This window comes from Agrobacterium sp. LY4, assembly GCF_001526585.1.
GTDB lineage: Bacteria > Pseudomonadota > Alphaproteobacteria > Rhizobiales > Rhizobiaceae > Agrobacterium > Agrobacterium leguminum.
The window spans coordinates 1-23,106 of record NZ_ASYA01000021.1; the positions used below are offsets into that span (position 1 = coordinate 1).

29 protein-coding genes are annotated in these 23,106 nt (G+C 59.4%); 2 read left to right on the top strand and 27 right to left on the bottom strand.

Annotated features, from left to right (window positions below; all coding sequences use genetic code 11):
* Positions 1–155 precede the first annotated feature (155 nt).
* On the top strand, positions 156–473 hold the full coding sequence (locus tag L904_RS17195; protein ID WP_020811210.1) for a hypothetical protein: 318 nt from the start codon (positions 156–158) through the stop codon (positions 471–473).
* A gap of 190 nt (positions 474–663) precedes the next feature.
* Here the strand turns inward: L904_RS17195 and L904_RS17200 are convergent, their stop codons facing one another.
* The 7 genes from L904_RS17200 to L904_RS17230 all read right to left on the bottom strand — a co-directional run bounded on the left by L904_RS17200 (position 664) and on the right by L904_RS17230 (position 5,369).
* The gene (locus L904_RS17200; RefSeq protein WP_020811209.1) at positions 664–1,503 is read right to left on the bottom strand and encodes a DNA adenine methylase; all 840 of its coding nucleotides are present in this window, start codon (positions 1,501–1,503) and stop codon (positions 664–666) included.
* Positions 1,504–1,700: 197 nt separating this feature from the next.
* Positions 1,701–1,991 carry a phage holin family protein gene (locus tag L904_RS17205; RefSeq protein ID WP_031234067.1) on the bottom strand — a complete coding sequence of 97 codons (291 nt, stop codon included), beginning with the start codon at positions 1,989–1,991 and terminating at the stop codon, positions 1,701–1,703.
* A gap of 196 nt (positions 1,992–2,187) precedes the next feature.
* Positions 2,188–2,457, bottom strand: a complete 270-nt coding sequence (locus L904_RS17210) for a hypothetical protein (RefSeq protein ID WP_020811207.1) — start codon at positions 2,455–2,457, stop codon at positions 2,188–2,190.
* Positions 2,457–3,365: a glycoside hydrolase family 19 protein gene (locus tag L904_RS17215; RefSeq protein WP_020811206.1), complete on the bottom strand. Its 909-nt coding sequence runs from the start codon at positions 3,363–3,365 to the stop codon at positions 2,457–2,459. Before L904_RS17215 ends, L904_RS17210 begins: the two co-directional genes overlap by 1 nt.
* A 150-nt stretch (positions 3,366–3,515) precedes the next feature.
* Complete coding sequence (locus L904_RS17220) at positions 3,516–4,682, bottom strand: phage late control D family protein (RefSeq protein ID WP_035264224.1); 1,167 nt, start codon at positions 4,680–4,682, stop codon at positions 3,516–3,518.
* A 3-nt stretch (positions 4,683–4,685) separates the two neighbouring features.
* Complete coding sequence (locus tag L904_RS17225; RefSeq protein WP_020811263.1) at positions 4,686–4,898, bottom strand: tail protein X; 213 nt, start codon at positions 4,896–4,898, stop codon at positions 4,686–4,688.
* Between the two features lie 6 nt (positions 4,899–4,904).
* Complete coding sequence (locus tag L904_RS17230; RefSeq protein WP_020811262.1) at positions 4,905–5,369, bottom strand: phage tail protein; 465 nt, start codon at positions 5,367–5,369, stop codon at positions 4,905–4,907.
* Between the two features lie 44 nt (positions 5,370–5,413).
* On the opposite strand from L904_RS17230, the gene L904_RS17235 reads away from it, so the two are divergent.
* Positions 5,414–5,737 (top strand): hypothetical protein, encoded by a 324-nt coding sequence (locus tag L904_RS17235; RefSeq protein ID WP_020811261.1) that lies wholly within the window; start codon positions 5,414–5,416, stop codon positions 5,735–5,737.
* Here L904_RS17235 and L904_RS17240 read toward each other — a convergent pair.
* The 20 genes from L904_RS17240 to L904_RS17330 all read right to left on the bottom strand — a co-directional run bounded on the left by L904_RS17240 (position 5,734) and on the right by L904_RS17330 (position 23,038).
* Positions 5,734–7,887 carry a phage tail tape measure protein gene (locus tag L904_RS17240; protein ID WP_020811260.1) on the bottom strand — a complete coding sequence of 718 codons (2,154 nt, stop codon included), beginning with the start codon at positions 7,885–7,887 and terminating at the stop codon, positions 5,734–5,736. The genes L904_RS17235 and L904_RS17240 overlap by 4 nt on opposite strands.
* A 122-nt stretch (positions 7,888–8,009) precedes the next feature.
* Positions 8,010–8,285: a phage tail assembly protein gene (locus L904_RS17245; RefSeq protein WP_020811259.1), complete on the bottom strand. Its 276-nt coding sequence runs from the start codon at positions 8,283–8,285 to the stop codon at positions 8,010–8,012.
* 74 nt (positions 8,286–8,359) lie between these two features.
* Positions 8,360–8,872 (bottom strand): phage major tail tube protein, encoded by a 513-nt coding sequence (locus L904_RS17250; RefSeq protein WP_031234078.1) that lies wholly within the window; start codon positions 8,870–8,872, stop codon positions 8,360–8,362.
* Positions 8,873–8,885: 13 nt separating this feature from the next.
* Complete coding sequence (locus L904_RS17255) at positions 8,886–10,349, bottom strand: phage tail sheath subtilisin-like domain-containing protein (RefSeq protein WP_020811257.1); 1,464 nt, start codon at positions 10,347–10,349, stop codon at positions 8,886–8,888.
* 117 nt (positions 10,350–10,466) lie between these two features.
* Positions 10,467–11,036, bottom strand: a complete 570-nt coding sequence (locus L904_RS17260) for a hypothetical protein (RefSeq protein WP_020811256.1) — start codon at positions 11,034–11,036, stop codon at positions 10,467–10,469.
* Positions 11,037–11,045: 9 nt separating this feature from the next.
* Positions 11,046–12,077, bottom strand: coding sequence for a hypothetical protein (locus tag L904_RS17265; protein WP_155246285.1), 1,032 nt, complete (start codon positions 12,075–12,077; stop codon positions 11,046–11,048).
* A gap of 61 nt (positions 12,078–12,138) precedes the next feature.
* On the bottom strand, positions 12,139–12,312 hold the full coding sequence (locus L904_RS28180; RefSeq protein ID WP_020811254.1) for a hypothetical protein: 174 nt from the start codon (positions 12,310–12,312) through the stop codon (positions 12,139–12,141).
* A gap of 9 nt (positions 12,313–12,321) precedes the next feature.
* Positions 12,322–14,586 (bottom strand): hypothetical protein, encoded by a 2,265-nt coding sequence (locus tag L904_RS17270; protein WP_020811253.1) that lies wholly within the window; start codon positions 14,584–14,586, stop codon positions 12,322–12,324.
* A 10-nt stretch (positions 14,587–14,596) separates the two neighbouring features.
* Positions 14,597–15,262, bottom strand: a complete 666-nt coding sequence (locus tag L904_RS17275; RefSeq protein ID WP_020811252.1) for a phage tail protein I — start codon at positions 15,260–15,262, stop codon at positions 14,597–14,599.
* A complete protein-coding gene (locus L904_RS17280) occupies positions 15,259–16,212 on the bottom strand; it encodes a baseplate J/gp47 family protein (protein WP_035264223.1) in 954 nt (317 codons plus the stop codon). The genes L904_RS17275 and L904_RS17280 overlap by 4 nt, the downstream gene beginning before the upstream one ends.
* Positions 16,209–16,592, bottom strand: coding sequence for a GPW/gp25 family protein (locus L904_RS17285; RefSeq protein ID WP_020811249.1), 384 nt, complete (start codon positions 16,590–16,592; stop codon positions 16,209–16,211). Before L904_RS17285 ends, L904_RS17280 begins: the two co-directional genes overlap by 4 nt.
* Positions 16,543–16,743 carry a hypothetical protein gene (locus L904_RS17290; RefSeq protein WP_020811248.1) on the bottom strand — a complete coding sequence of 67 codons (201 nt, stop codon included), beginning with the start codon at positions 16,741–16,743 and terminating at the stop codon, positions 16,543–16,545. Before L904_RS17290 ends, L904_RS17285 begins: the two co-directional genes overlap by 50 nt.
* Before the next feature lie 9 nt (positions 16,744–16,752).
* A complete protein-coding gene (locus tag L904_RS17295; protein ID WP_020811247.1) occupies positions 16,753–17,313 on the bottom strand; it encodes a phage baseplate assembly protein V in 561 nt (186 codons plus the stop codon).
* Positions 17,310–18,017, bottom strand: coding sequence for a hypothetical protein (locus tag L904_RS17300; protein ID WP_245267341.1), 708 nt, complete (start codon positions 18,015–18,017; stop codon positions 17,310–17,312). Before L904_RS17300 ends, L904_RS17295 begins: the two co-directional genes overlap by 4 nt.
* 59 nt (positions 18,018–18,076) lie before the next feature.
* Entirely contained in the window at positions 18,077–18,460 is a 384-nt protein-coding gene (locus L904_RS17305) for a hypothetical protein (RefSeq protein WP_031234075.1), read from the bottom strand.
* Between the two features lie 58 nt (positions 18,461–18,518).
* Positions 18,519–19,574, bottom strand: coding sequence for a major capsid protein (locus L904_RS17310; RefSeq protein WP_020811244.1), 1,056 nt, complete (start codon positions 19,572–19,574; stop codon positions 18,519–18,521).
* Between the two features lie 89 nt (positions 19,575–19,663).
* Entirely contained in the window at positions 19,664–20,101 is a 438-nt protein-coding gene (locus L904_RS17315) for a head decoration protein (RefSeq protein WP_020811243.1), read from the bottom strand.
* A 53-nt stretch (positions 20,102–20,154) separates the two neighbouring features.
* A complete protein-coding gene (locus L904_RS17320; protein ID WP_020811242.1) occupies positions 20,155–21,198 on the bottom strand; it encodes a head maturation protease, ClpP-related in 1,044 nt (347 codons plus the stop codon).
* 11 nt (positions 21,199–21,209) lie between these two features.
* On the bottom strand, positions 21,210–21,467 hold the full coding sequence (locus tag L904_RS17325; RefSeq protein WP_020811241.1) for a hypothetical protein: 258 nt from the start codon (positions 21,465–21,467) through the stop codon (positions 21,210–21,212).
* Positions 21,467–23,038, bottom strand: coding sequence for a phage portal protein (locus L904_RS17330; protein ID WP_245267340.1), 1,572 nt, complete (start codon positions 23,036–23,038; stop codon positions 21,467–21,469). The genes L904_RS17325 and L904_RS17330 overlap by 1 nt, the downstream gene beginning before the upstream one ends.
* Between the last annotated feature and the right edge of the window lie 68 nt (positions 23,039–23,106).

Sequence of the window (23,106 nt, forward strand, 5' to 3'; positions counted from 1 at the left end):
CTGGGCCTTGTTTCGCTTGCGGATCGGGCGCGATTGGATGGGCTTTCCATCATCGCGCAGCAGCGGCTTTGATCGAGGGCGAGGGGGCTTTGTCATAACACCAGCCTGCGCCCGAAACCTTTACAATTATTTGTCAGGCACCCATGTCAGGAGGCATGAAGAAATATCCCGACGATCCCGGACCGGAACCGCGCTACCGCTGGCGCGAAACGTGGCCAAACGAGGGTCATGAAGATTATCGTGCATGGGACGGCGACCGGTCATTCGGCCGCATTATGCTTGAAGTCACCGGCACCATGAGGACAAAGTGGCGCTGGTCTATCAGTCATATTGACGGCGTAAAACAGACCATCTTGCCGCATAATGGCTGGGCGGATTATCCACGGGTCGCGGCGGCAAAGGTCGAGGACACATACGAGCAGATTGCAGCGCTCAATGGGTTGCCGATCAATCAGCCGCCACGAAAGCCCTGAAGGAAAATCATTTCAGCATTCGCCGGCGGCCGAGACGCCGGCATGAAACATTCGTTCGCAATCTTGTAATTTTATTGCTGCCGCGGATCCGCTCGAGCGCGCGATCGACGCTAGAAATTAGAATGTCATTCCCGAAGCCAGCGCCAGAAACGCAAAAAGCCGCCCGGCGTAACCGAGCGGCTTTTTTTGTTCATAGCAACGGCAGGTTTGGGATTGCAGGCTCTTTGCCGTCAAGAATGACGACTTCGCCAACTTCTTTGCCTTCGCCGCCCCGGATGGTGTAGGTGAGCGAAACCGGCGTCATTGGATAACGGCCGAAGATTTCACGCACTTCCGGCCGGTCATTGAGCGAGATCATGAAGCGGCCCTTGATCGTGCCGAGACGTTCGGCCATTTCCGCGAAATCGTCCCGCTTGAAGACGTTCTTTCCATAGTCGTTCTCGCAGCCATAGTAAGGCGGATCGAGGTAGAACATTGCGCCCGGCCGGTCATACCGCTCGATGAGCGTACGCCAGTCGAGGCATTCAATCACGACGCCGGCGAGACGTTCGTGGACTTCCTCCAAGATCGGCGTAAGCCGCGTGACATTGAACCGAGCGCCGCCCGTGGTATCGACACCAAAGGTCCGGCCGGAAATTTTGCCACCAAAGGCCAGCTTCTGGAGATAGAGGAACCGGGCCGATCTATCGAGATCGGTCAAGGTCGAGGGATCGCACGCGGCCAGCCGCTCGAACTCCCGCCGTGACGTAATCTGGAATTTCATCACCTCCAGCAGCTGGGGCAAGTGACGCTGCAGAATGCGAAACAGCGTCGTCACGTCGCCGGAAATATCGTTGATGACTTCCGCGCGAGGCACAAGGCGACGGCGGAAGAATACCCCGCCCATGCCCGTGAATGGTTCCACATAGAGATCATGCGGGATTTGTTCGAGCAATGCAGCGATCCGGCCGGCGAGCTGCTTTTTGCCGCCGAGATAGGCGGCAGGGGGAGACACCGGCCGCACTTCAGAAAACTGAAAGAGATTTTGCATTTGTCTAAGACCATCTTTTCTGACAAACCGCACCGGCCTGCGCAGGCGAAGGGTGCGGCAATGATCTTTGATGTTGTCGGGCGGGGTATGACGCCAATCTGCACCCGCTGTTGCAGCCGTGAGGCTGCGGCCACCCGAGGGCAGCTATAGAAACGGGCCGGGCGGGGGATTCCTGCCGGCCCGTTGTTCTTGCAAGGTCAGGCGACCTTTTTGCTAAACCAGCGTTGGAAGAGAACTTCCGTTCCGCGCGGCCCGAGATAGGCGAGCGCGGCAATAAGCCCGGTTGATGCGGGCTGGCTCATGCCGAGGTATGACGCAACGCCTTCACCGATTAGCGCCATACCCACGGCCACCGGAAATTCCCAAAGCAGCTCGCGCCCGAAAAACTTCCTGTTGCCCTTTCTGGCTTCGTTGCCGTGCCACATGAAGCGGCCGGCAAGTGCGCCAATGATAGTTGTGAATGCCCCGCCGCCCCATGCGGTCAGCATTTCGTTGAACGAGTTGAACTTGTCCACCTTCAGCCCCTTGGCTTCCCTGAAGCCTTACGATTTCTATTTGCGGCAGGCAGGGTCTTTCATGCACTGCTGGTTGTTTGAGTGGATGGCAGGGCCAGCCGTTGCATCCTGCGAAGCCAGCCGGGCCGCCTTCGCACTTGAAAAGCGCGTAATCTGATATCCGCTGCCTTCAGTCGTCGCAGGCGCTGTCAGGCAACCCGCTAGAGCGCATGAGAGCGAGGCAACGATGGCGAGGCGAAAGATCGCGGAACGATGCATTGTTTTTCTCCATGTTGGTGATGCGTTGGAGCGCGTTTTTTGCGGCCTTCGCCTCGCCCTCTGCGCGCTCGATGGAGCGCCCTTCGTGCTTTCCGAGGTGATAGGAGCCAGCGGTGAGGGCGAACGCGCAGAAAAGCCCCCCAGCCGCCATTTTCAGCCATCCGGCATCCAGTCCGAACATTAGCGCGCGGCACTCCGGTTGATCGTGATCCGGCCGGAACTGACAAGCCACGTCAGAACCACCGCTCCGGTTGTGGCAAAGACCAGGCTTCCGAAGGCCCACGGATTTGAGATCGCGCCGAACAGGGTTGCGCCGCTTTCAACAACGCCCTTCAGATCGTCCACCGCGCCGAGGCCGATAGCGCCGAGGAAGCTGCCGATGATCGTCAAGAGCGACTTGCTTTTCATGGCCGGAACATTGTCCGGCTGCGCATCGCGCTCGGCAACATCATCGGGCTGGCCCTGATGGTAGGCGAGGGCGGCGGCCTCCAAAGCATCAAGGAACGATTTGTAGTAACCAGCGATCAGCTTTGCTTTGTCCCGGCCGTTGACGACGGCGCGCGCACCGACCGGATCATCTTTTTTGAGATTGAAATATGCCAGCAGCTTTTTGCCGGTAAACAGGCCTTCCAGCATGCCCACGATGGCAATTTCTGCGCTGATATCGAGATTAAGGGCGAGCGAAGGATTGCCGACCAGGTCAACATCGATCCGCTTGCCAAGGGCATCGTAGTTGACCTTATGTGTGAGCTGGATTTGGCCACGTCCGAACCAGCTCTTTTTGTCTGCATCCTTGCGCCAGTAGGCTTCGGACACCTGCCCCAGCCGGCCGGCCTTAAATGCCTTATCGAGAGCAGCGATAGCGCCGGCGTCGGTCGAGGCGAAGGTTTCGCGCACCGGTAACATCGTGCCGCCCGTTTCGTGAAACACCGACGCCAGAATGTAGGCGAGGTGGCGATTGTCCGGACCGGGGATTTTGTGAGATTCCCAGCACCGGAACAGTGCATTCATGCCATCAATCTGGCCCTGCGTGAGACGGCCGCCAAAAGGCGCGCGCCTCGCATATGCGAAAAACGTTGTCGCATCCATAAGGATAACTCCGATTTTGATGAGGATTGCCCGGAGGCGAGGGGAGAGATTGAACCTTGTGGTTCAAGCGCCCGGCGAGGCCGGACTTTGCCAAGTCACGCGATGCGACCAGACAGGAAAGGCCGACGCATTGCGCCGGCGATCAGTGATTTAGTTTTCGTCTGTGCGCCCCAGCCGAGGCGTCAGGAAGTGTGCCGGCGTTGCAGGTGTACCAGGTGCGCTGTTCGGCGCGACCTTGCCGCCGCCTTCCGTTCCGCCCTTTGAACCGCCAGCGCCGCCAGAGGAACCGCCGCCCTCGTCATCGTCGCCTTCCGTCGATGATTTGCCATCGTAGAGCTTGCCGGAAATGTCGGTGGTGAAGGTGCCTTTCGCGACATATTTGTGCGTGGCCGTGTCGATGATGTAGGGCACCCCATCAAGGCCCGGCCGAATGCCGGCGTAGAGCAGGGGAGCGCCGGCGCAGATCGAGGTATCGCCAATCACCGTGACCGATGTGCTACCCTCGCCACGCTTCAGGCTTTTGGCTTTCGCCTGCGCCGCCCTGTCGGCTTCATCAGGCGAGGAAAACGGCTCCGGAATGCGGTAGACGCTTTCGCCGTCCGCATCCGCGTCCGCTTCAATTTCGACGCGCTGCGCCTTGTCGCTGTCCTGATAGTAGGCAACCACCTTGCTGTACTTGGTGCGGTCGCCGATATCGAATTTCAGGCTACCGAGCTGCACCATTTCACGGGTGACGATGACGCTACCGATATTGTTGCCGCTCGCCGATCTGCCCGATCCCAGCCTTGAGAATAGCAACCGGCCCTGCTTGATCGAGAAAAGCCCGTTATGGCGCTGGGCGAGCCGGCGCAGGAAATGCAGATTGCTTTCGTCCTGCTGGCCGATCCAGTCATAAACGAACTTCGATAGGTCGGAATCAATCGCCGGCGTCAGCCCGCTTTCATCGGCGATCTGCGAGACGATATCGCCAAGGGATTTTTTGTCCCATGCCCGCTCCTGCCGTTCCTTCAGCTTGCCGCTTCGGAAGTCCACGGCCTTTCCGGAGATCGACAAGCCATAAGGCAGACAAGAGCCGTTGATCTTGTCGGCCGTGAAAGTGCCGAGCGAACCGAGGTTCTGGCCGTAGCCCATCCGGACCGCAATGATGGCACCCTTGCGGGGCAGGGCCAGAAAATCGGGCGAGCCATCGTTAAGCTCGATATCGACCGTGTCGGACTTCAAGCCTTCCTTATCGGTCACGGTGATGGACTTCAGACGTTCATAGAACGTGCCGGCCACGGGCTGGCCGTCAATGGTGACTTCGACGCGCGGATGCATGGCTCAATCCCAAAGGCTGACAAGACGCGGTTGCGTTGTGGTGGACGGCATGGCCGGCATGATGATCGTGGTGCCGAGCGGCAGCACCACGCCCAGCGCCGCGAGGCCCGGATTTGCTTCAAGCACGGCCTCGACGACTTTTTCAGTCCGGCCGTAATGTGCGAGGCAGGCGAGATCGACGGTTTCACCCTGCCGCGTGATGTATGTGTTCGACATGGATAATCACCGGAAGAGATTGGAAAGAAAGCTTGTGGCGCGATCCAGAATGGAGCCACCGGGCAGAGGCATTGTGTCCGGCTGGCGCTTGAGCTTGATGGTGTAGGCGTTGCGCGCAGCCTCGCCACGCGCGTTGTGGTGGGACTTATCTTCCTCAATGCCCTGCACCGTGAAAATGCCTCGAATGACACCCTCGACCGCATCACCCGTCACCAGCATCATGGGCACGCCGGCGAGCGCTTCAGCGGCGATCCCATCGAGCTGCGATTGCCCGCCGAATTCTTCGGTGAAGATCACGCCGGCGATGGTGATTTCGTCTGACGTTGGGCCGGTCCATTGCTGGGGGTTGAGGGTTTGCCCCACGGCCACTTCAGTCCATTGGGTATTTAGGGAGCGTTTGACACCCTGATAGCCGAAGCCCAGCGCCTCGAAACCGAAGCCGCCGAGCATCATTGACGTGTAACCGGACATATTTTACCTCTGGCGAAGCATGATGAATAAGAGGGGGAACAGCGGTGAAGCCAACGCTGATACTTGCACCGCTGCTGATGTTCGCGACGGCAGTTTATGCCGCGCCTGACAAGGTTTCCGGCCAGATTGCAGTCCAGCTCGGGACGGTTTTGGCTGCTGAGGATTTTTGCGGCCTAACCTACGATCATAAGATGATCGAGGCGTACATCGAGAAAAACGTGCCGGCCGACGACATGGGTTTCCCATCATTCCTTGAGCTGATGACATCAGGCAGGAAGGCAAAGCAAAAGAGAATGACGCCATCCGCCAAGGCCGCCCATTGCGCTCAAATAAGCAGGGTTGCCAAGGCGAATGGCTTTATTCGCTAATCGCTATAAGAGCTTTCAACACCCTGCCGCACTTTTTCGCCGACTTGTGCAGCGGCCGCATTGCCGGCCGCCTCCGGATCGGAAACGCCCGTGATGCTGATCTGGTTGTGAACCGTGACGCTAACAGGCTCACGGTTTGTCACCCTGACATCTTGCGTGCCGTTCGGCTTCACCATTTCAGCAATCGAGCCAGCGTCGATGCGAGCCAAAACGGGCTGACCGGAGGCGGCACTTGCCGTGACCGGCGCACCGCTCGCTGGTCCACCGACGCCCGAGATACCGGCATGTTCGCGAAAGCTGAAATCCGGTTTGGCCGCATCGCCATACCAGAAGCGGTCCCAACCCGAGACGCCCGAAGCGTCCTTGTCGAGGCCGAACAGCTTTTGCAGACCTTCCTTGTATTTCTGCTGGTTATTGACCTGGTCTTGAAACGTATCGCCGGGTGTATCGCCGAGGCTTTGGACGGATAGACCGAACGCGAGCTGCGAACCGAAACCCTTCAGCCATTGACCAGCTTGGCTATACCAGGGCAAAACCTCTGGAACATTGCCGCCCCCGCCTTTGGGCGATTTCCCGCCCGGTTTTCCACCGTCGCCACCCAGCCCCGGAAACTCGCTCAAGGTTCCTATAGTCTTCAGGATTGAAAGCGCTGTACTCGCGCCCGAAAGAAGCATCAGCGCTCCCGCAAGCTTGCGGACAGTGCCGGCCAGCATCGCAATGCCTGATGCGTACAAGAAGAGCTGAAAGCCGTAGCCGGACATTTCCGCTAGGAACTTGGCAATCGGATTATCCTTGATTGCATCATTCAGCTCGCGGAGCGCCGCACCCCACTCTTTGGCTTTCATAAAAATGCTGCCGATGCGATCTGCCGCGTTCGCGTCGATTTCACCGAAAAGCAAGTCACCTAAATCTTCCGTCAGCTCGCGAATGCCGCCTTCGTAGCCCAGCCCCTGCATGAACCCCTTCATGGTCGCCGTGGCCTTATCGAGGATCGTCACGCGATTTCCGAGCGTATCGATCACATAGCCGATACCTGCCGCACCCTCTCGGATCGCCGGCAGCATGTCGTCACCCATTTCCGAGAACACGTTCGAAATCTTGTTGCCCAAGAGATCGAGGACGTTGCGCGTGGTGTTTGCGCGCTGGACATACTCGGCAAAAGCCGATCCGGAATATTTCGTCCGGTCGGCCACGGATGCGAGCGCCTGGTCGAGCAACTGAATGTTGCCCACCAGCGGCATGAAGGCGCTGGCTTCATCACCGAAGAATTCAGACAGGAGCGAAGTTTGCTGATGCTTCGGAGCCTTGGCGATGGCTGTAAGAACCTTGCGCAAGGTGCCCTTGGCATCTTTCTGCATATCCTTTGCGATGGTGGGCAAATGCAGGCCGAGGGCTTTTGCCGCGTCACGCTGCGACTTCTTTGCAAAGTCGCCCCGTGCCAAAGCGCGGATAACGTTCTTCATCGCCGTGCCGGCCGTGCTGGCATCCGAGCCGGCCGCGATCATGGCGCTACCCATGGCCGCGACGTCTTCTTTCACAAAGCCGCTCATCTCACCGATGGCGCCAACGCGCAGCATGAATTCGGTGACGTCCTTGGCCTTGGACGCCATGTTGTTTGACAGATGGTTGATGGCGTCGGCCATATCGCCCGTTTCAGCGACATTCAATCCGAGCTGGGTTTTGAGCTTGGCTAGGCTTTCGCCGGCGTCGGCTGCCGTCATGTCGAAGGCAACGCCGACACGCGCGGCCATTTCGGCAAAACTTTGTAGATCCTCCGTTGCCACGCCGGACTCGCCGGCCGCCGCGAACAGGGCTGCAATGTCGGTTGCGGCCAGAGGGATTTCGCCCGACATGCGCCGGATGCTACGGCGCATGTTTTCAAACTGCTCGTCAGTCGCCTCGACAACCTTTTTCACGTCAGCGAAAGCGGTTTCGAACTCGATGGCAGCGCCGGCCGTCGCCGAGATACCTTCGGTCGCGCCGAGGTAGCCGGCACCCAGCGCGATGGCCTGCCCCATCAGCCCGCGCATCGGCGCGAACGCCTTCATCTGCTGGCCTTGCAGCCGGTCGAGAGTGCGGAAGATAGGCGCGGATTTTGCGACGACATCTTCCAGAAGGGAGATGCGCAGGGTGCTTTGCACGACAGACATTTATTGCCTCATGATCTTGGAAAGCTCACAGGACTTTTCGAAGTAGGCCAGCAGCTTTTTAGGAGACCATCGCTCGATTGCTTCAAGCGATGTGGAGTGACGTTCGGAGACGAAGACGGCGATTAGCCGCCAGTCGTGTCCTTCTTCTTCTCGTTTCCCAAGAGGCCGGCCGTCGCGGTGACGATCTTGGAAAAGTCCTTCGCACCAATCTTCTTGAACGCCGGCAGGGGGGTGTCAGAGATTGATGCGAGGATCGCGGTCATCTTGGAAAGCTGGCCGTTCATCTGGTCGCCGATGATCAGATCACCCACGGTCGGCTCGCGGAAGGTCAGCTCGGTGATTGTGGTTTCGCCATTGGTGACGGGCTTGGCGAGGGCAACAGTTACAGTCTCGGTCATAGTAGAACCTCAAAGAAATGGCCCGCATTAAAGCGGGCCGGATGAAAGGAAAATTTGGGAGGCGTGACGCGCCCTTAGATCAAGAGCGCGCTCCGAATGTCGGCGTTCTGCGAAACGCCACCGACCTTGAATTCGAAATCATCCATTTCGTAGATTTCGTCGCCGTCGATTTCGAGCTTGTAGTAATTCACGTCCACGGCGTAGTCGTTTGCGGCCAGATCGCCACCCTTCCAGGTGCCCGGATCGGGCTTGTAGAGCTTGCCACGAATGGACATGACGGCGCTGTGCGTGGTGCCATCTTCATCGACATGCGCGCCGGTCACGAGGAAAGGCGTGTCAGCGCCGGGCTTCAGGCCGAAGAGCTTCAGAATGTCCGGATCGAGGCCCGGCATCTTGAAGCTGAATTCGAGCGCATTGTAACCAAGGTGCACGTTGCGTTCCTTGATCATGCCAGCGTTGCGCATCCCCTCGCGCTTGGCTTCCGGCACGGGCGGCGTGATTTCGCCGATCTGACCAAGCTGGCTCTGGCGATCTGCCCACAGCATGCAATCGCGAAGGATGTAACGGGGTAGGGATTTTTCTGCCATGTCTGGCTACTCCTTATGCGGCAACCGAGAGCGGGCCGGTTTCGATAAGCCCATTCACTTCATCCAGCAGAAGCCGGTAGTAGAGAATGTTGCGGTGAGTGGTGATGTGGATTTGCTCCATGATGGCAACAGGCTCGAACTCGACGTGCAGGAAGATTTTGCCGTTTGCCATCAAGGTTGGATCATTCAGCGCCGGGAACCAGCACCGGCCGCCGAGAATGTCATCATTGTTCTTGAAGACACGAAGGGCGGCGTTCCCGTCCTCAATCATCATCTTCATATTCGCCTTCGTGAATTTGCGATCCACGTATGCGAAATAGATATCTTCCAGCGACTCGTTGATCATGTCGGCCGTCGCGCGGACGTTATCGAACTGCCAGATGGGATCATCAATCGCGAGACGGCTACCCCAGGTGCGGAAGCCGCCACGCTCGTTGATGATCGTCGCCACCTGATTTTCGTTCAGGTAGTTGGAATCATCGGGGTACATGATCGTGCGGGCAACGCCGTCGATGGTGCGGATGACCTTGTTCGAAACCGAACCCGACACGCCCTCGCTGGATGCCACGACGCGAGAGCGCACGCCGGCAAACACAGCCGCAACGGGCTTTGTCACCGGAACGCCATCCACGTTCTTGATGACCTTCGGATCAATGACCAGAATGCGACCACCGTTGATGGTGCGACGGAAGCGCAGGGCTTCGGCATTTGTCGTGTTCGGGCCGCTGATATAGGCGCGAGCGCGGATTTTCGGGGTGATGGCATTCAGCGCCGAAACAAACGGGTTTGCAACGTCACCGACATTGGCCGTCGCTTCCGGTAGCACCTTGGCGGCATCAGCGCCGCCACCCTCGAAGGTGATGACAGGCGGTTCCGAAAGCTTCTTGCCGGGCTTGACGACGCGAACGGCCACAACCTTATCCGCGTTGGTGCCTTCACCCATGACGGCTTCAAGCGTCGGCAGCTCCTTGCCCTGATCATTCCCGCCGCCCGTGGCCTTCACGATTGGCGGCTCGGTCAGCTTGGAACCTTCAGCGACAACGGAAACAGACACGACGCCGGCTTCCACCCAAGCGCCAGTGTTGCCGGCCGTAACGATGACGCGCGGCTGGTAGCTTGTGATACCCTTGGCCCGCAGCGCCGCATATAGACCAGTACGGGCAACAGCATCGCCGATCAGGTTCGCTTGCAGTTCCGCAGGATCGGCGCTGTGTTCCACGCGGTTGATGATGCACCACGATCCGCCTTCGCCGAAAACCGTCTTAACGTCTTCGAGCAAGGTGCCGTCAGCGCCGAGGCCGGTCGCTTGCGTCAGAGACGTAATAAGCGTCGGGGTATTCAGCGGGAAAGCAGCCGGATCGGCGTCAGGTGCCGTACCGTTGATGAAAGTGATGCCTTGGCGCTGGACACGGAGAAGCGACGGGGTTTCCGTGCTTTCGGTCAAGGTCACGCCATGCGCATAGGCCAGGTCAGCCATTATGGACTCCTTTGAAGTTTCCAGATTGTGAAGGGAGGGTTCCGGCTCATGCCCGGAAATGCGGAAACGCTCCGCCCGAAGGCGAAGCGCGGTCTTAGAGATCAGGAAGAGTTTCTGCTAAGCGATTTCGGCCTGTCGCCACATTGCGTCAACCTGCTGTTCAGCCAGATCGAGCGCGGCGGCAATCAGCATTAGCGTTGGGTGGGTGCGCTCAAATTCGGTCGCGTCAGCCCATTCGATCTGAGCTTCTTCCTTTTCCAACCCATCGGGCATCGTGCTGATAGCTGTTTCTACAGCGGCAAGGGATATGCCGTTTCGAACCAGTGTAAGCCGCAACTGGCGACGGGTGATGGGATTGAAGATAAGAGGCTCGGGTGGAGCCGCTACAAGGCCGCCTCCCTGATAAAGCATCCCCTCCGCGATATCGCCCGCATCAGCGTCAATGCCCAAAACGATCTTGTCATTCGGCACCATGCGGGACGGGTCCTGTTCGACGTTGGTAACTTTGAGGGTTACCGGATCGACCATCGCCCAAGCACCATAGATCGCAGTGAGGAAGTTACCCTGCTCGTCCCACGTTGTGAGGCCGCGCCGCAGGTCGTACCAGTCTTGGCCGTCCTCATTTGCAAAGAACTGGATGCCGGTCGTGCTGGTAAGCTTGAAGTGCCCGAAGTCAACGATTTCCATGTGTTTACCTCAAGCGTTGTGTGCTGTGATCCAGCCGCGCACTGGGTCAAATAGTTGGAAGTAGCGGAAATAGAAGTATTGGATTTGGGTGGTGTTAACTGTGTAGCCACCAGTGAGCGCTGCTCCAGCCGGAGCTTCCCACCACGTATTCGCTTGATAGGCATTCACCGTGCCACGGGACACCCATCGGGTGTTCAGGTTAGCCACACGGTCATTGGCGACAGCCCAAGCGCGGGAATCGGCGTGGGCGGCGGCGCGGTCCTCGATGCGGTTGTTCAAGTCGCCAAACTGTGACGTCCATACAGCCCCGTCAAAGTTGACCGAGAAGCGTCTGCCGCCGCCCGAGTTGTCCCAAACATGGAAGCCGCCTTCTTCACGAACCTGCAACGTCCAGTCCCTAATGCCGGGGTAAAGCAAGCGCACAGACGGATAGGCCTTGTTGATGGTGATATCCCCTGTGAGGGTACCACCGGCCAGCTTCAAATATCTGCCGTCGAAAAGAGCCGTAAGCGCGGCCTTGATATTCCCCCACGTCCACCTGAACATGGTGCCCGTGCCGGATTTCGTGCCCGCCAATGCATCGCCGTCATCCGGCGTTGCAAGGCCATTCGCTCCTGCGATGGCTGCGCCGACCGTGGCGGTCGTGGTCAGTGCCGGAAGATTGGCCAGCGGAACCTTGCTGTCTGGGCCTAGCGGAGCAATGCCATCAGCAACGTTTTTCTGATCGGCGCGCAGGTAGTCGGCGAGCTTGGTATCAACAGCCTCCGAAGCGCCCTGCATCGCGTCCTGCACGGCCTGCGCTGACGCATACCATGCAGCTTCTTTTCCGCCGAGCTTGAGGGCGTTCGGCGCTGTACCGCCGACAATGATCTGGTCAATTTGCTCCTGCGCAAGCGAAATCGATTGCTGCAGGGTTGCGATTTGCGGCGCAACATTGACCTGAATGTAATCAAGTGACGCCTGCACGCCCTCTTCCATGAGGCGTTCAAACGATGCTTCCAGCTGCTCGCGGGCTTCAAGCCGAGCATGAATGTCCGCCATCGTAGAATTCCACAAGGGCCGGTCGATGAGCGTCTTTGGCCACGATGGAAGCTGATAGGCGTCAGACCTCTCTGGCATAATCAAGCACCTCGTCGCCTTCCTGCTCGATAATGGCCTCTACGACCGTACCGCGCATCGTGATTTCGTTCAGTGGCTTGTATGTGAACGCCCCGAGCTTGACGGGGCGAGCGAGCTTCACCTGATAGGATTTTTCAGCGTTGATCTGGAAAGCCATGAGAACCCCTTAGAGTGCGGCAATAAAAGCGTCCTGCACGAACGGCACGGAGGCAACATTGTCGGTAGTGGCGGCCGGACGCATGCGAGCGGCATTTGCCGCAGCGCCGAGCGTGTAGGTTGAAAGATAGGTTCGACGCGCAGGCCTCTGCGGATCGATTGTGATTTCGGTCGTGTTCGGATTGACAACCGTGTTTCCGACCATGATGGCCGGGGTGAACGTGTGACGGTCGGGATCGAAGCTATCCAGCGTGTATTGCGTCTGGATGCTTGTGGTCGCAAAGCCGAATTGAAAGCTCTTCGTGACGGCTCGCATGCTGTTGCGATTGCGGGCAACACGGGAAACCGCTTTCTGGTCAAGCTGGATCATCGGTTGCAAGTCAGCCGTACCCATCATCACCATCCGCAATTCCACCGAAGCGGGAAGCCCGACAAGCGGGTTCGTCGTCGGGTCACCATCATCCAGTTCAGTCCAGACGGTCGAACCGGATGGCCGGATTTCCCAGCCGAGCGAGCAGCCGCCCGGCACCCAGCCGGCAAACAGCATATCAATCTGCGTCATGCCGTCCGCGAGGTTCAGCGCCTGCATCGGAATAACCGTGCGCGGGCTGCGATAGCGGGCGGCGTTCAGCCGGAAGCAAATATCCGTTTCCGTCGATCCTTGCGCGAACGCGCCGTCTGTCGTCAGGAACTGCGTCCCGCCCGTGTACTTGTTCGACCCGGAAATATGCAGCGCGTGTGCGCCGGTCGTCACAGTCACGAAAGCATACCGCTTTCCGCTTTCCAGCAATGTGATGGGCAATTCCACCTTGTTCCAGCCGACGGTAAGCTCCGCATGTTTCAGCATGCCTTGCGCCAGCACCGCATCAAAACGCGGCACGCCACCGGTCGTGGTTTCCACGATGAACACATGAACATCGCCGTCGATACCAACGCGAGCAAATGACAGGTCCAGACTTGTGACCTGCATAGGCTGGGCAACCAGAAAAGACTGCGCGCAAATTGAGCCGTTGATGCCAACCTCTTCGGTGACGTACTCCCAATAAGGTTCGCTGTAGATTTCATAGCGAAGCTGGCGAACGCCGTAGGTCTGGTGACCGGGGCCATAGTTGCCGCCGACATAGACCACTTCGAAGGTCTCGCCACCGACATTGAGCATCTGTCCCACCCTGGAATCGCCGCCGAGACCAGCCCACCCCGCCGCGTTTTCGCATGCGCCCATTGTCGGGCCATAAGTGAGGCGCACGCGAGAGGCTTCCTTGCGAACCAGCGTGGTTTCCGTGTGCACCAGCTGCGAAATGTTGAGCGTGGCATCCAGTGACGTGTTCGCAATACGCGTCACCTCGTCAAAGGCAGGCACCATGCGCCGGCCACGGAAGTAGATCTTCGGATCGTCTTCCGCCTGCACCTCGAGTCTTGCCTGCGCTTCGGCGGCAAAGCCAAAACGCACACCCTCTTCGATGCGCGCCAGCCAGTCCACATGCGTCATATCCCACCGGTCGAGGATAAGCCCGTCATCGAAAACGTAGGCGCGCGCCTCGTCCGGCAGATCAACTTTCAGCCGGGCCGCACCGATATCTCGCTGCATCTGGCGGATGACTTCACGACGCGGGATTTCGGTCAGCTTGGCCGTGATATTGACGATCTGCGTCTCGATCGTCTCGGTTCGCATAAACAGGCCGTCCAGATCGACTTCCAGCGCGGCAACGCGACCTTCCACTTCGAAGAGGGTTTTTACGCGGTCGCCGTTGCCCGGTTCAATGGCGTCAATGCCGGTCGACTTCAGCAGCACGAATGCAATGCAGGCGTCGGTGGAGTCTACGACCGGCTTGGCCGGAACCGGGTTCGCTTCGCCCGGCTGCACGATCAGCTCGACAACGCGGCGGATCGTCTTCGGCGTGGTGCGGTTGACGATGACGCTGGTTTCCGGATCGTCCGAGGTTTCGAACGGGCGGGTTGCCGTGTCGATGACTTCCTTGCCGCGCAGCAGGATAGCGACCCAACGCTGGTCAGATGCGGCGACGGGAATATGAATCTGGAGGTTCATATCCTTTGGCGCTTCGTGCGCGTAGACGATTTGCCCGGCAACATAACGGCCGGCCGAAACCGTAATTTCCTGCGCCGATTTCTTCGCCACCGTGAAGGCCGCCCAATGGGCGGGATATCCAATCGCATCATGCCAGAGCTGGTCCGTGGCGTCCTGCGCCTGCTGGCCGATGGCGTCAAAGTCCGCGTAATCTGCGATTTCCGCGTCTGCAAAGGAAGTGCGTTGCATGTCTATTTCCTCAATCCAGCCGCTTGCGGTCCATGTAACCGCCGAAGGCATGGCTTCCATCGATGAAGATGTTGTCGTTAAAGGTGATGCCGCGCCGCCATGCGAAGGAAACCGAGTAAAGCGTTTCCGGTGTCTTGGCGGTCGTCATGGCGCGCTTGGCGCGGCGGATGGGTTCAAGGTCAACCGTGGTCATAGCCGCGCGCCCGAAGGCGCTGCGGCCGATCTGAAAACGGTTCTTTGGAGCCGTCAGCGTGACGCGCACCAGGTAGTGCGCAACGAACGGCCGATGCGCTATTGGCGTTCGCCCGATAACCGCCCGCCCGAAGGTGAAGCGGTTTGGGTGCGCGATGCGATCCACAATGACCGCATCGACAAAGGCAAGGTAGCGTTTCAGCCCGGCAAGTGTGCCCTTCAGCGCCGCCAAGGGTGACGCAGGGTAGACCGTGGAAACGCCGGCGCATTGCGCGATCATTTCCCGCTTTCGCTCTTCGGTCCAATCGTCAAACCAGAGATCGACCGAATGATGCACGGCAAGCCAAGGCAGGAACCGCGCCGGCGTCCGGTATGGGTCCATCAGCACGGCGTAAGGGATCGGCAAGTCATCCGACATTGCGGCGGCAAGCGCCTTCTCGAATTCTTCCGACGATGGCGGAAGCAAAACGCCTACATCGCTCATGCCCGCACCTCGATCTGAACATCAAGGCTGGCCATGACGGGAACCTTGTACGGGTCAGGCTCGATGACAACGGGGGCGAGATCGCGAACCCGGATTACGCCATCGCCGAAGGCAGCGCCCGAAAGGAGGGCTTCCGGGATTTCGCCGCCAATCAGGATGCGGGAGGTTGCCGCTGCGATGATGCGCTTTTCCGCTTCGGCCTTGATGATGGCGGCGCTGGCGCTCGCGGCCACGATTTCGAGCGAGAGCGAAACCGCATATTCGATGCGGCCGGCCGCCATGACCGAAATGGCAACGGCTTCAGGCGCGCGGTCCGGATGCGTCACAGCAGCCCGGATAATGGCCAGCTCGGCATCTGTCGGAAGCCTGCCCATCGGGCCAGCGATGACAACATCCGTATCACCGCGCCGGCCGTGGACCGCCCGGCCATTCACCCGCGCATCCCAAAGCCCTAACGACTTGTCAGCGGATTGCGGCCACGCCGTCCAGGCATCGAAGAGATAGCGACCGGCCGAACCAGCAGCCGGCAAATCGAAGGACAGGAGATAGCGGCGAAGCAAGGCGTCATCGCTTTCCATGATGGCGGGCGAGCTGGGCGTGGCAGGGGAAACGACCAGACGGACAATATTGCGGCCGGCTGTGATGGCTTCCAGATTGCCGCCCTTGGCATAAGCCGCCAGCAGCGACCGGAAAGCATCGTTGACGCGCTGGCGATCCATCAGGCGCAGATAAGACCACGCTTCGCCGACAATGCCGGCAGGATCGGTTTCAAGGTTTTGCACGTCATAGACCGGCAGGGCCGGATTGATGGCGCGCATCTGATTCCAGAATTCGAGAAACCGGACCTTGAAGGCCGAATAGAGGGTTTCGAAATCCAGTGCCTCGATGGCATCCGGAGCCGGCAGGCGCGAAACGTCGATGGCGGCCGGCGCGTAAACAGCAAGTGTCATGATGATCTGCCCACTATGACGACCCGCGTGCTTTGATCTTCCGCAATGGAATAATCGCCGCGATGGCCGAGAGGATAATAGACGCCGAAGATTTCCAGCGAGATTTTGCCGCTCGCGTCGGCACGGCTGACTTTTCCGAACCGCATCCGGAAACGCGGTTCCCATTTCTGGATTGCGATTGCGGCCGAGGAATAGAGCGCCAGCACGTTGCGGCGCGTCATCTTCGCATCGACCAGGTCCGGCAGCTCCGAGCCGAAATCACGCCGCATGACGCGCGCGCCAATCGGGGTGTTGAGGATTTTGGCAATTGACTGCTGGGTATGATCCCAATCAGTCAGGGGCGCGCCGGTTGCGGCGTTGACGCCGGTTGAGCTTGGCATCCTCTTTCCCCTTTTCATCGATTGGCGAAACGACATCGCCGAAGGGCGGCGCAAGCTCGCGGGCCTGATCGGCAGACAGTTGGATGGGTTCGCCGGCATCACGCCAGCGCCCGGCAATCTCGCAGCCGGTACGAACCTTGTAATTTTTCATGGGGGTTCCTCAGTCTATCGCGAAGACTTTTCCCGAGCCTTCGACAATCGGCCATTTTCCGGAAGAAGAGCCGGACATGACGTGCACCAGGTCGCCGATCCGCGCGACCTTTTTGCCGCCGTCGCCGCCGAGCTGCACGTTGTCGGATTGCACAATGACCTTGTCGGCGGTCACTTTCACAAGGCCGCCCGTCGCCTCGATGACGGTGTCGCCGATCTTTACGTGAAACGGCGTGTCGCTGTTTTCGCGGGCGTTCTCGTCGCTATAGGTCGAGAAGTCGATCTGCGCGTCTGCGAGATCGCCGCTTTCTGACACCACGTCCACTTGCTCGCCGACGCTGTAAAGCACATCGACCTTGACGCCACCGGCAGAAAGCGTGCGGGCCTTGATCCATGGCGTCAGGTAAGGTTCCTCACCCTGCCGAGACAGCTCGACGCGATACCTGCTCTTGTCGTCGCTGATTTCGGCAATCTTGCCCTTGCGGCGACGGTTGCGCTCGCGCCGTTCGATATCGGCAATTCGGTAATTCAGTTCCTCAATATGGTGGGCCAGCCACTCGGCACCTTTCATGGCGCACCCCCATCCGGAAGCGTCAGCAACATGGCGTCGGCCTCGCTATGCGTCATACCGTAGCGCCGCATCGCCGCCGCCAGCTCTTCGTCATTGCCGGCGATCTGCGCTTTCATGAGTGCGATCTTTTTGACCATGTCCGGCTCGCGGTGCACCAGGTCGCTCTCGCATTTGGCGAAGAATGCGGCCATCGGCGTTCCCGGCTTCAGGGGGTGGCCGGCGACCGGCTCCGCGACGGGTTCGACCGTAATCTTGATCTGGTGCGCCGCCAAACGAACGCCGTTCGTGTCGCCACTAATCCGCGAACGTTGGGATTTCACGAATTTCAAAACCAGACGATTGAAGATCGCTGCCCACTCGTTTTTGGGATCGGCCAGAGCGTCGGCAATCTGCCGAAGCGTCATGTTAAGATAGAACTCGAAGTTGGCGTCGGTTGCCGGCAGGCCGGCCATAATCACCTTTTCGTCGGTTTCGGGATCGGAAACCAAATGCGGCGTTGCTACGCCGGCCTCAAAGACAAGGTCGATTTCTCCGCTGGCGATCAGAGAGCGCAATTCAAGGCCGGTCATCTGCCTCCCTTCGTCGGTATAGACCGACACGAATTGCTTTTCCTCCGGGGTATTAAGCTCGCCGGCAGAGCTGGTTTCCAGAGCGCCAATTTCGCTATCGAGAACATTGTCGCCAACCAGCGTCCGGCCTTTCACGGCTTGAACGGCGCAGATGCGAAGGGCGATACAGACAAGGGACATGGCACCTACCAGCGTCAGGCTTGATTAAGCCCGGCGATCAACCGGGTGTGATTTCGGTCATCGACCGTGGAAATTTCAAAGAGGGGTTCGCCCGGCCGATCCAAGGCGCGCAGCTTGTCTTTCTTGCGAAGGACGATATCGGGATATTCGGTGCGGTCGATGTAGAGAGCCGCCTTTCCCGCCGCGATCCGCGAGTGCAGGGAGCGGCCGCCGCTGACATCGAGCGGCCCGGCCGTTTCGTCGCCAGTCCGCAGAACCGCCATGATGACGACTTGCGGCCGGTCCGGATCGGCTTTCTCGTTTTTCATGGGCGACAGTCGAATGCGCTCCGCAAACCTTTGGTCGACTCCGGACACAACCGCATCGCGCGCGGCCCGAAAGGAAGAAGCAATCGGCATGGCAATCCCCATGGAGTGCGCCCGGCCGCCGAGCTGGCGACCGGACGATTGTTGATGATCAGTTGCTGGTTTTGAGCTGCACCAGGCAGTCAGGCTGCTTGCAGATGGCCAGCATGTTGGACTGAGATTTCATTTCGAGGCCGGTTCCGTGATCGAGAACCTTGGTCGAGATGAAGATCGAACCGTCTTCACCTTCCGTAGGCGCCTGATTGACGCGGTCGATATGATAGGCGGGGCCGTCATAGGTGCGGAACATGGATTGCGTGCCGGTCGGATAGGCCGTGCCGCTGTTGTCATCCACATTCTTGACCGTCGAGATAGCGCCATCGTTCGCCTTGACCGGCAGACCGCCCTTGTACTCGCGGAAGAGAATGTCGCCGAATTCGAAGACTCGGCCCCAATTGCCGCCGAGGCGCTGGCGTTCGAGCGTTGTGTGAAGGCCTGAATTATTCGCCTGCACCCAAAACTTTTCGACCTTGGCATGCGAGATCAGCTTGGAGAAGAATTTCGTATCGACCACGGCTTCCACCGCGCCGACCGTTTCGCCTCTGGCATTGCTGATGATGTGGTCGCTTGCTTCCTCGCACTTGGCGCGGACATCGGTAGCGGCCGTGCCGAGCGCGAAATCGATTTCCTTCTTTTCGACGCCGAACGTGTCGTAAAGATTGTAGAGCGTGCGAAGCTTGCCGTCCTTGATTTCGCCGCGGAGCATGCCCAGCCGCAGGAACTCGCGGGTAATCGCGTGGTTCTTACGGATGATGACAAGCTTGCGTTCAAGCTCGGCGTCGAGCGAGCGCTCGGTGATTTCGCCGTTGACCACTTCGAGCATGCCGTCGATATCGCCGACAAGGATGTTTTCGAAGTGGGTGAAATGGGGGATCGCAATGATCATGCCGTTCTGGTCATCATCGCCGGCAACCTCACCAGGTGCACCCGGCTCCTGATGCGAAAGAACCACGATCTGGCCGTCGCGGAAGTCGATGCGAACCATGCGCGAACGCTTCGGTTCGCTCGGCGCGATGTTGAGCGCGTTCAGGAGGCCGAAGGTATTCGGCAGTTTGTTGACCTCGTCAGTGAGTTCAACGTTGGAGTAAGGCAGCAAGATTTCAGGCATTGCCGATTGTTCCTTGTGAAGAAAAAGGCGCAGGACATCGCGTCCCGCGCGCGCAGGCTGAAAGGCCGGCTATTGATGGAAAGGGGGGATCAGGCGCGCAGGATCAGGCCGAGGCGGTCTTCGATATCTGCGATGGCAGCGGCCTTTTGCGCGTCGGTCGCGCCTTCAGGCCAGACGACAGAGGCGCGGTTGAGAACCGAGAAGCGACGAGAATAAAGCAGACCGTCAACGCGGTCCACGCCGTCCGGCGCTTCGCAGTCCTTCAGGCAAACGCCGTGCACGATCTGGCTACCGTCCGTCGCGGTCGGGTCCCATGCGACCAGCTTGCCGAGCTTGTCGCCGGCCGGCGCTTCTTCGGTTCCGGCGATCCGGCCGACGAGCTGGCCGAGCTTGACCAGGCGGGCTTTACCGCCAGTGCCGCCGAGCAGGGTGCCAACGGCACGCGAGATTTCGGGATCTACTTCCTTCTTCAGCAGCGTGGACATGCCGGGGGTCTGCTGGAATTTCATGACAGGCAAAGTGCCCATGGTTCTTTCCTTTCGAAAGGAATTGGAGTTTCAGGGGTGGCGCACGGAGCCGATCAGCTCTGTTTCATCTTGGCGGCGCGGGCATCCATGCGAGCGGATAGACCGCCCTTGGCTTGCGGCTTGCCGTTCGGCTCGCGGTTGAGGTTTTCCGCATTCATCATGCGGCGCGGCGGCTGGTATTCTTCCTCGCCGGCGTCCGCTTTCGGCGCGACGGAAAGTGTAGCCTTGGCGGCCTCGACAGTGTTGCCGGCGTTGAACAGATGCTCGGCAAGCGCCTCGCGGCCCTTGGCTTCATCCAGCGCCATGATGGCGGCGCGGCGATCAAGGGCCTCTTTAACGGCGTCGTTCGCGGAGGCCGTCAGTCTCGCAACCTGTTCTTTCAGGCCATTGTTTTCCGTTTCAAGCAGCGCGGCGCGCTCTGCGTCGGTCATGGTGGTTTCCTTTGGAGGGTTTGGCGTTTGGGTCTTCGGCGGATGGCTGGATGCCATCGACCATTTCTTCGTTTTCGCCAGCGCGACCAGTTTTTTGGGCGCGTGCGCAAACAGGCTGTAATCGAAGGCCGCAACCGGCTTTGCCTTTGTGGTGGCCGTCGCATCGGCGAAGCCTTCGGCAACCGCCTCATCGGGGGTAAACCAGCGTTCTGCCTTCATGATTTCGCGGCAGTCTTCAGCGCTCTTGCCGGACTTTGCGGCGTAGACGCGCGCATAAGAGGTCGCCAAGGCTTCCAGCGCCTCGATTGTCTTGCTGTGTTCGCTGGAATTTCCGAAGGTGAAACCGCTCGGGTCATGGATCATCATCACGGAGCCGGCCGTCATGGTGACGGTTGCGCCGGCCATGGCAATCAGCGAGGCGGCCGACGCGGCGATGCCTTCGATGACAATGTTCGTGATGCCGGGGCGAGCCGACAACAGCGCGTGGATTGCAGCGCCTTCGGTCGCAACGCCGCCCCCCGAATTCAGATGAACATCGAGGTCGGACTCGCTGTCGATCTGCGAGAGCGCAACGATCACATCAGCGGCGGTAAAACCGTCATCATAGTAATACTCGCCGACATAGCCGGAAAGCCGAAGCTTTCCGTCTTCAAGAATTGCAGCCATTTGGGATTACCTCAGTAGGGCCGGAAACGACCGCTGATTGCGTGCCGCCGAATTTTGGGTTTCTCGCCGCGCGCAATCTGGCAATTGCGGAGGGCTTCATTCAAAGCGCGCTGCACCTGGTCGAGCGAGGCAGTGGAATAGCGCATCATGTCTTCGCCGAACCGGCCTTCCGTCAGCATCTCGCCGGTCAGCAACGCTTCCTCGACGCGGCGCAGTTTGGCTGCGCGCGCGCACCAATCGATCTTTAGGGGATCGTCATTGTCGGCCATTAAGCGGCCTCCTTTGCTGGATCGCGGTTGCCTACAGCAGCAGCCCCAAGCGGCCCGCCACCCCCGCCCTGCGAGCGGCCAAACGGATGGGGAACGCCTGCGGCCTCAAACATCTTCTTTTCGATGCCAAGCTGCTCGATCTGTTCTTCGCCGTTTTTGCCGGCCTGAGCGCATTCGTCATGGAATGTGGAAATACCAGTTTCCAGACGAATTTTGACGGCGAGCGCCGCCTTGTAGTCATCGGCAGATGGTGCAGCCGGTCCGCTCCATTCAGACTGGTAAACGCTTTCGCGGTCCCGGCTGAAGGCTGCATATCCGCCCTTGAACGGAATGACCTTGCGAAAGATCATTTCATCAAGCCAGCGCTCGAAAACACCCTGAAGGAACGGGGCAACGATCCGCGAGCGGCGGCGCATGACGATAGGCCAGATGGTGGCAACGGCCATGCGAACCGACGAATAAGAGGCGTTGGAATGATCCATCGCCAGCGCCTCGTATGTGATGCCGAGGCAGCGGGCGATTTCCTTCAGGAGACTTTGGAAGAACGGCAGATATTGCGCGCCCGGCGTCGCCGCCGTGTGCATCTCGAAAGTTTCGCCCGGCCCAAGATGGTTGATCCGGCCGGACTCTGACATCGAAATGCCCTTGTTCTTCAGGGCATCAATGCGATTGCCCCAAACGTCCATCAAGTCTTCCTGCAGGCCGCCGATGAATGCGCCCCAATCACCCTCATAACCTTCGGGCGGTTCCATTTCGGAAAGCGTCCGGATGGCGTCGAAGGCGGTTTCGCTGGGTTCGGGACTTTTGATCGTCGCCGCGAAGATGGTTTGCATCAGCGCCGTGGCCAGCGTTGCATCCGCGAGCTGGTCGGATTGTGCGATGACCTTCAGCGCCGGCGCAATGACCGAAATCCCGCGCGGGCTGTTGAGGTTCGCGGCACGGTCCATGACGTGGATAACGTCAGCGCCATCAATAGTCCGATCGGTCTCGATACCGTTTTTGCGGACGCGGAACTTGTAGCCAATCGCCCGGTTATGTTCGTCATGGTAGACGCCCTGATCAAGCCCCTCGCTTTCGTTTGTCGTGCGCGGGCAACGATGCGAGGCGAGAACGGAAACCTTCAGGCCGACGTTCAGGCCAAGGCGGCGCTGTACGTCGAGCGGCAGTTGATCGAGAACCGCAAAGCCTTCGCCCGTGGCAAGGAAGCTGCGCAGAAGCGCTTCCGCCATATCCGCTATCGTCGCCTTGCCAGCGAGATCGCATTCCTTCGGGTTCCACGCAAAGCGCCGCCATGCCCGTTCAACCTTACGGCACCACGCCGAGGCCTGCTTTTTGGTGTAGCCGAAGGCTTCGAGCTGGGAGCGCAGATTGAGTTTCAGTTCGTCGCCGATGGTGTCGGTGATGATCTGTTCAACCGCGCCCGATATCCAGCCGCTGTTCTGCATGAAGTCGAAGGCAAGCGCCGAGGCGCGTTCGGCCGACTCGCGAACATCGAGCCGGGCATCGCGCGTGACGGCGCGGCGCATGGCAAGGGTTCCTGCCGTGTCGCCGCGCAGATATCGCGCAGTCATCTTTCGCGCCATCGGCTTGTTTGCGGCCGGGGCAGTTACCCGAACCGAATTCGCCTTGACGCGATGGC

Excerpts from the sequence above, each read along its gene's own strand:
- L904_RS17305 (WP_031234075.1), bottom strand. The coding sequence starts at position 18,460 with ATGCCGATTGCTTCTTCCTTTCGGGCCGCGCGCGATGCGGTTGTGTCC.
- L904_RS17230 (WP_020811262.1), bottom strand. The coding sequence starts at position 5,369 with ATGTCCGGTTACACGTCAATGATGCTCGGCGGCTTCGGTTTCGAGGCG.
- L904_RS17330 (WP_245267340.1), bottom strand. The coding sequence starts at position 23,038 with ATGACTGCGCGATATCTGCGCGGCGACACGGCAGGAACCCTTGCCATG.
- L904_RS17210 (WP_020811207.1), bottom strand. The coding sequence starts at position 2,457 with ATGTTCGGACTGGATGCCGGATGGCTGAAAATGGCGGCTGGGGGGCTT.
- L904_RS17290 (WP_020811248.1), bottom strand. The coding sequence starts at position 16,743 with ATGAAAAATTACAAGGTTCGTACCGGCTGCGAGATTGCCGGGCGCTGG.
- L904_RS17285 (WP_020811249.1), bottom strand. The coding sequence starts at position 16,592 with ATGCCAAGCTCAACCGGCGTCAACGCCGCAACCGGCGCGCCCCTGACT.
- L904_RS17200 (WP_020811209.1), bottom strand. The coding sequence starts at position 1,503 with ATGCAAAATCTCTTTCAGTTTTCTGAAGTGCGGCCGGTGTCTCCCCCT.
- L904_RS17225 (WP_020811263.1), bottom strand. The coding sequence starts at position 4,898 with ATGTCGAACACATACATCACGCGGCAGGGTGAAACCGTCGATCTCGCC.
- L904_RS17205 (WP_031234067.1), bottom strand. The coding sequence starts at position 1,991 with ATGCTGACCGCATGGGGCGGCGGGGCATTCACAACTATCATTGGCGCA.
- L904_RS17325 (WP_020811241.1), bottom strand. The coding sequence starts at position 21,467 with ATGGCCGACAATGACGATCCCCTAAAGATCGATTGGTGCGCGCGCGCA.
- L904_RS17280 (WP_035264223.1), bottom strand. The coding sequence starts at position 16,212 with ATGACACTTGCTGTTTACGCGCCGGCCGCCATCGACGTTTCGCGCCTG.
- L904_RS17265 (WP_155246285.1), bottom strand. The coding sequence starts at position 12,077 with ATGGCGGACATTCATGCTCGGCTTGAAGCCCGCGAGCAGCTGGAAGCA.
- L904_RS17215 (WP_020811206.1), bottom strand. The coding sequence starts at position 3,365 with ATGGATGCGACAACGTTTTTCGCATATGCGAGGCGCGCGCCTTTTGGC.
- L904_RS17250 (WP_031234078.1), bottom strand. The coding sequence starts at position 8,872 with ATGGCAGAAAAATCCCTACCCCGTTACATCCTTCGCGATTGCATGCTG.
- L904_RS17315 (WP_020811243.1), bottom strand. The coding sequence starts at position 20,101 with ATGGGCACTTTGCCTGTCATGAAATTCCAGCAGACCCCCGGCATGTCC.
- L904_RS17320 (WP_020811242.1), bottom strand. The coding sequence starts at position 21,198 with ATGGCTGCAATTCTTGAAGACGGAAAGCTTCGGCTTTCCGGCTATGTC.
- L904_RS17295 (WP_020811247.1), bottom strand. The coding sequence starts at position 17,313 with ATGAAAGGTGCCGAGTGGCTGGCCCACCATATTGAGGAACTGAATTAC.
- L904_RS17310 (WP_020811244.1), bottom strand. The coding sequence starts at position 19,574 with ATGCCTGAAATCTTGCTGCCTTACTCCAACGTTGAACTCACTGACGAG.
- L904_RS17255 (WP_020811257.1), bottom strand. The coding sequence starts at position 10,349 with ATGGCTGACCTGGCCTATGCGCATGGCGTGACCTTGACCGAAAGCACG.
- L904_RS17195 (WP_020811210.1), top strand. The coding sequence starts at position 156 with ATGAAGAAATATCCCGACGATCCCGGACCGGAACCGCGCTACCGCTGG.
- L904_RS28180 (WP_020811254.1), bottom strand. The coding sequence starts at position 12,312 with ATGGCTTTCCAGATCAACGCTGAAAAATCCTATCAGGTGAAGCTCGCT.
- L904_RS17260 (WP_020811256.1), bottom strand. The coding sequence starts at position 11,036 with ATGGAAATCGTTGACTTCGGGCACTTCAAGCTTACCAGCACGACCGGC.
- L904_RS17240 (WP_020811260.1), bottom strand. The coding sequence starts at position 7,887 with ATGTCTGTCGTGCAAAGCACCCTGCGCATCTCCCTTCTGGAAGATGTC.
- L904_RS17270 (WP_020811253.1), bottom strand. The coding sequence starts at position 14,586 with ATGCAACGCACTTCCTTTGCAGACGCGGAAATCGCAGATTACGCGGAC.
- L904_RS17245 (WP_020811259.1), bottom strand. The coding sequence starts at position 8,285 with ATGACCGAGACTGTAACTGTTGCCCTCGCCAAGCCCGTCACCAATGGC.
- L904_RS17275 (WP_020811252.1), bottom strand. The coding sequence starts at position 15,262 with ATGAGCGATGTAGGCGTTTTGCTTCCGCCATCGTCGGAAGAATTCGAG.
- L904_RS17220 (WP_035264224.1), bottom strand. The coding sequence starts at position 4,682 with ATGCATCCGCGCGTCGAAGTCACCATTGACGGCCAGCCCGTGGCCGGC.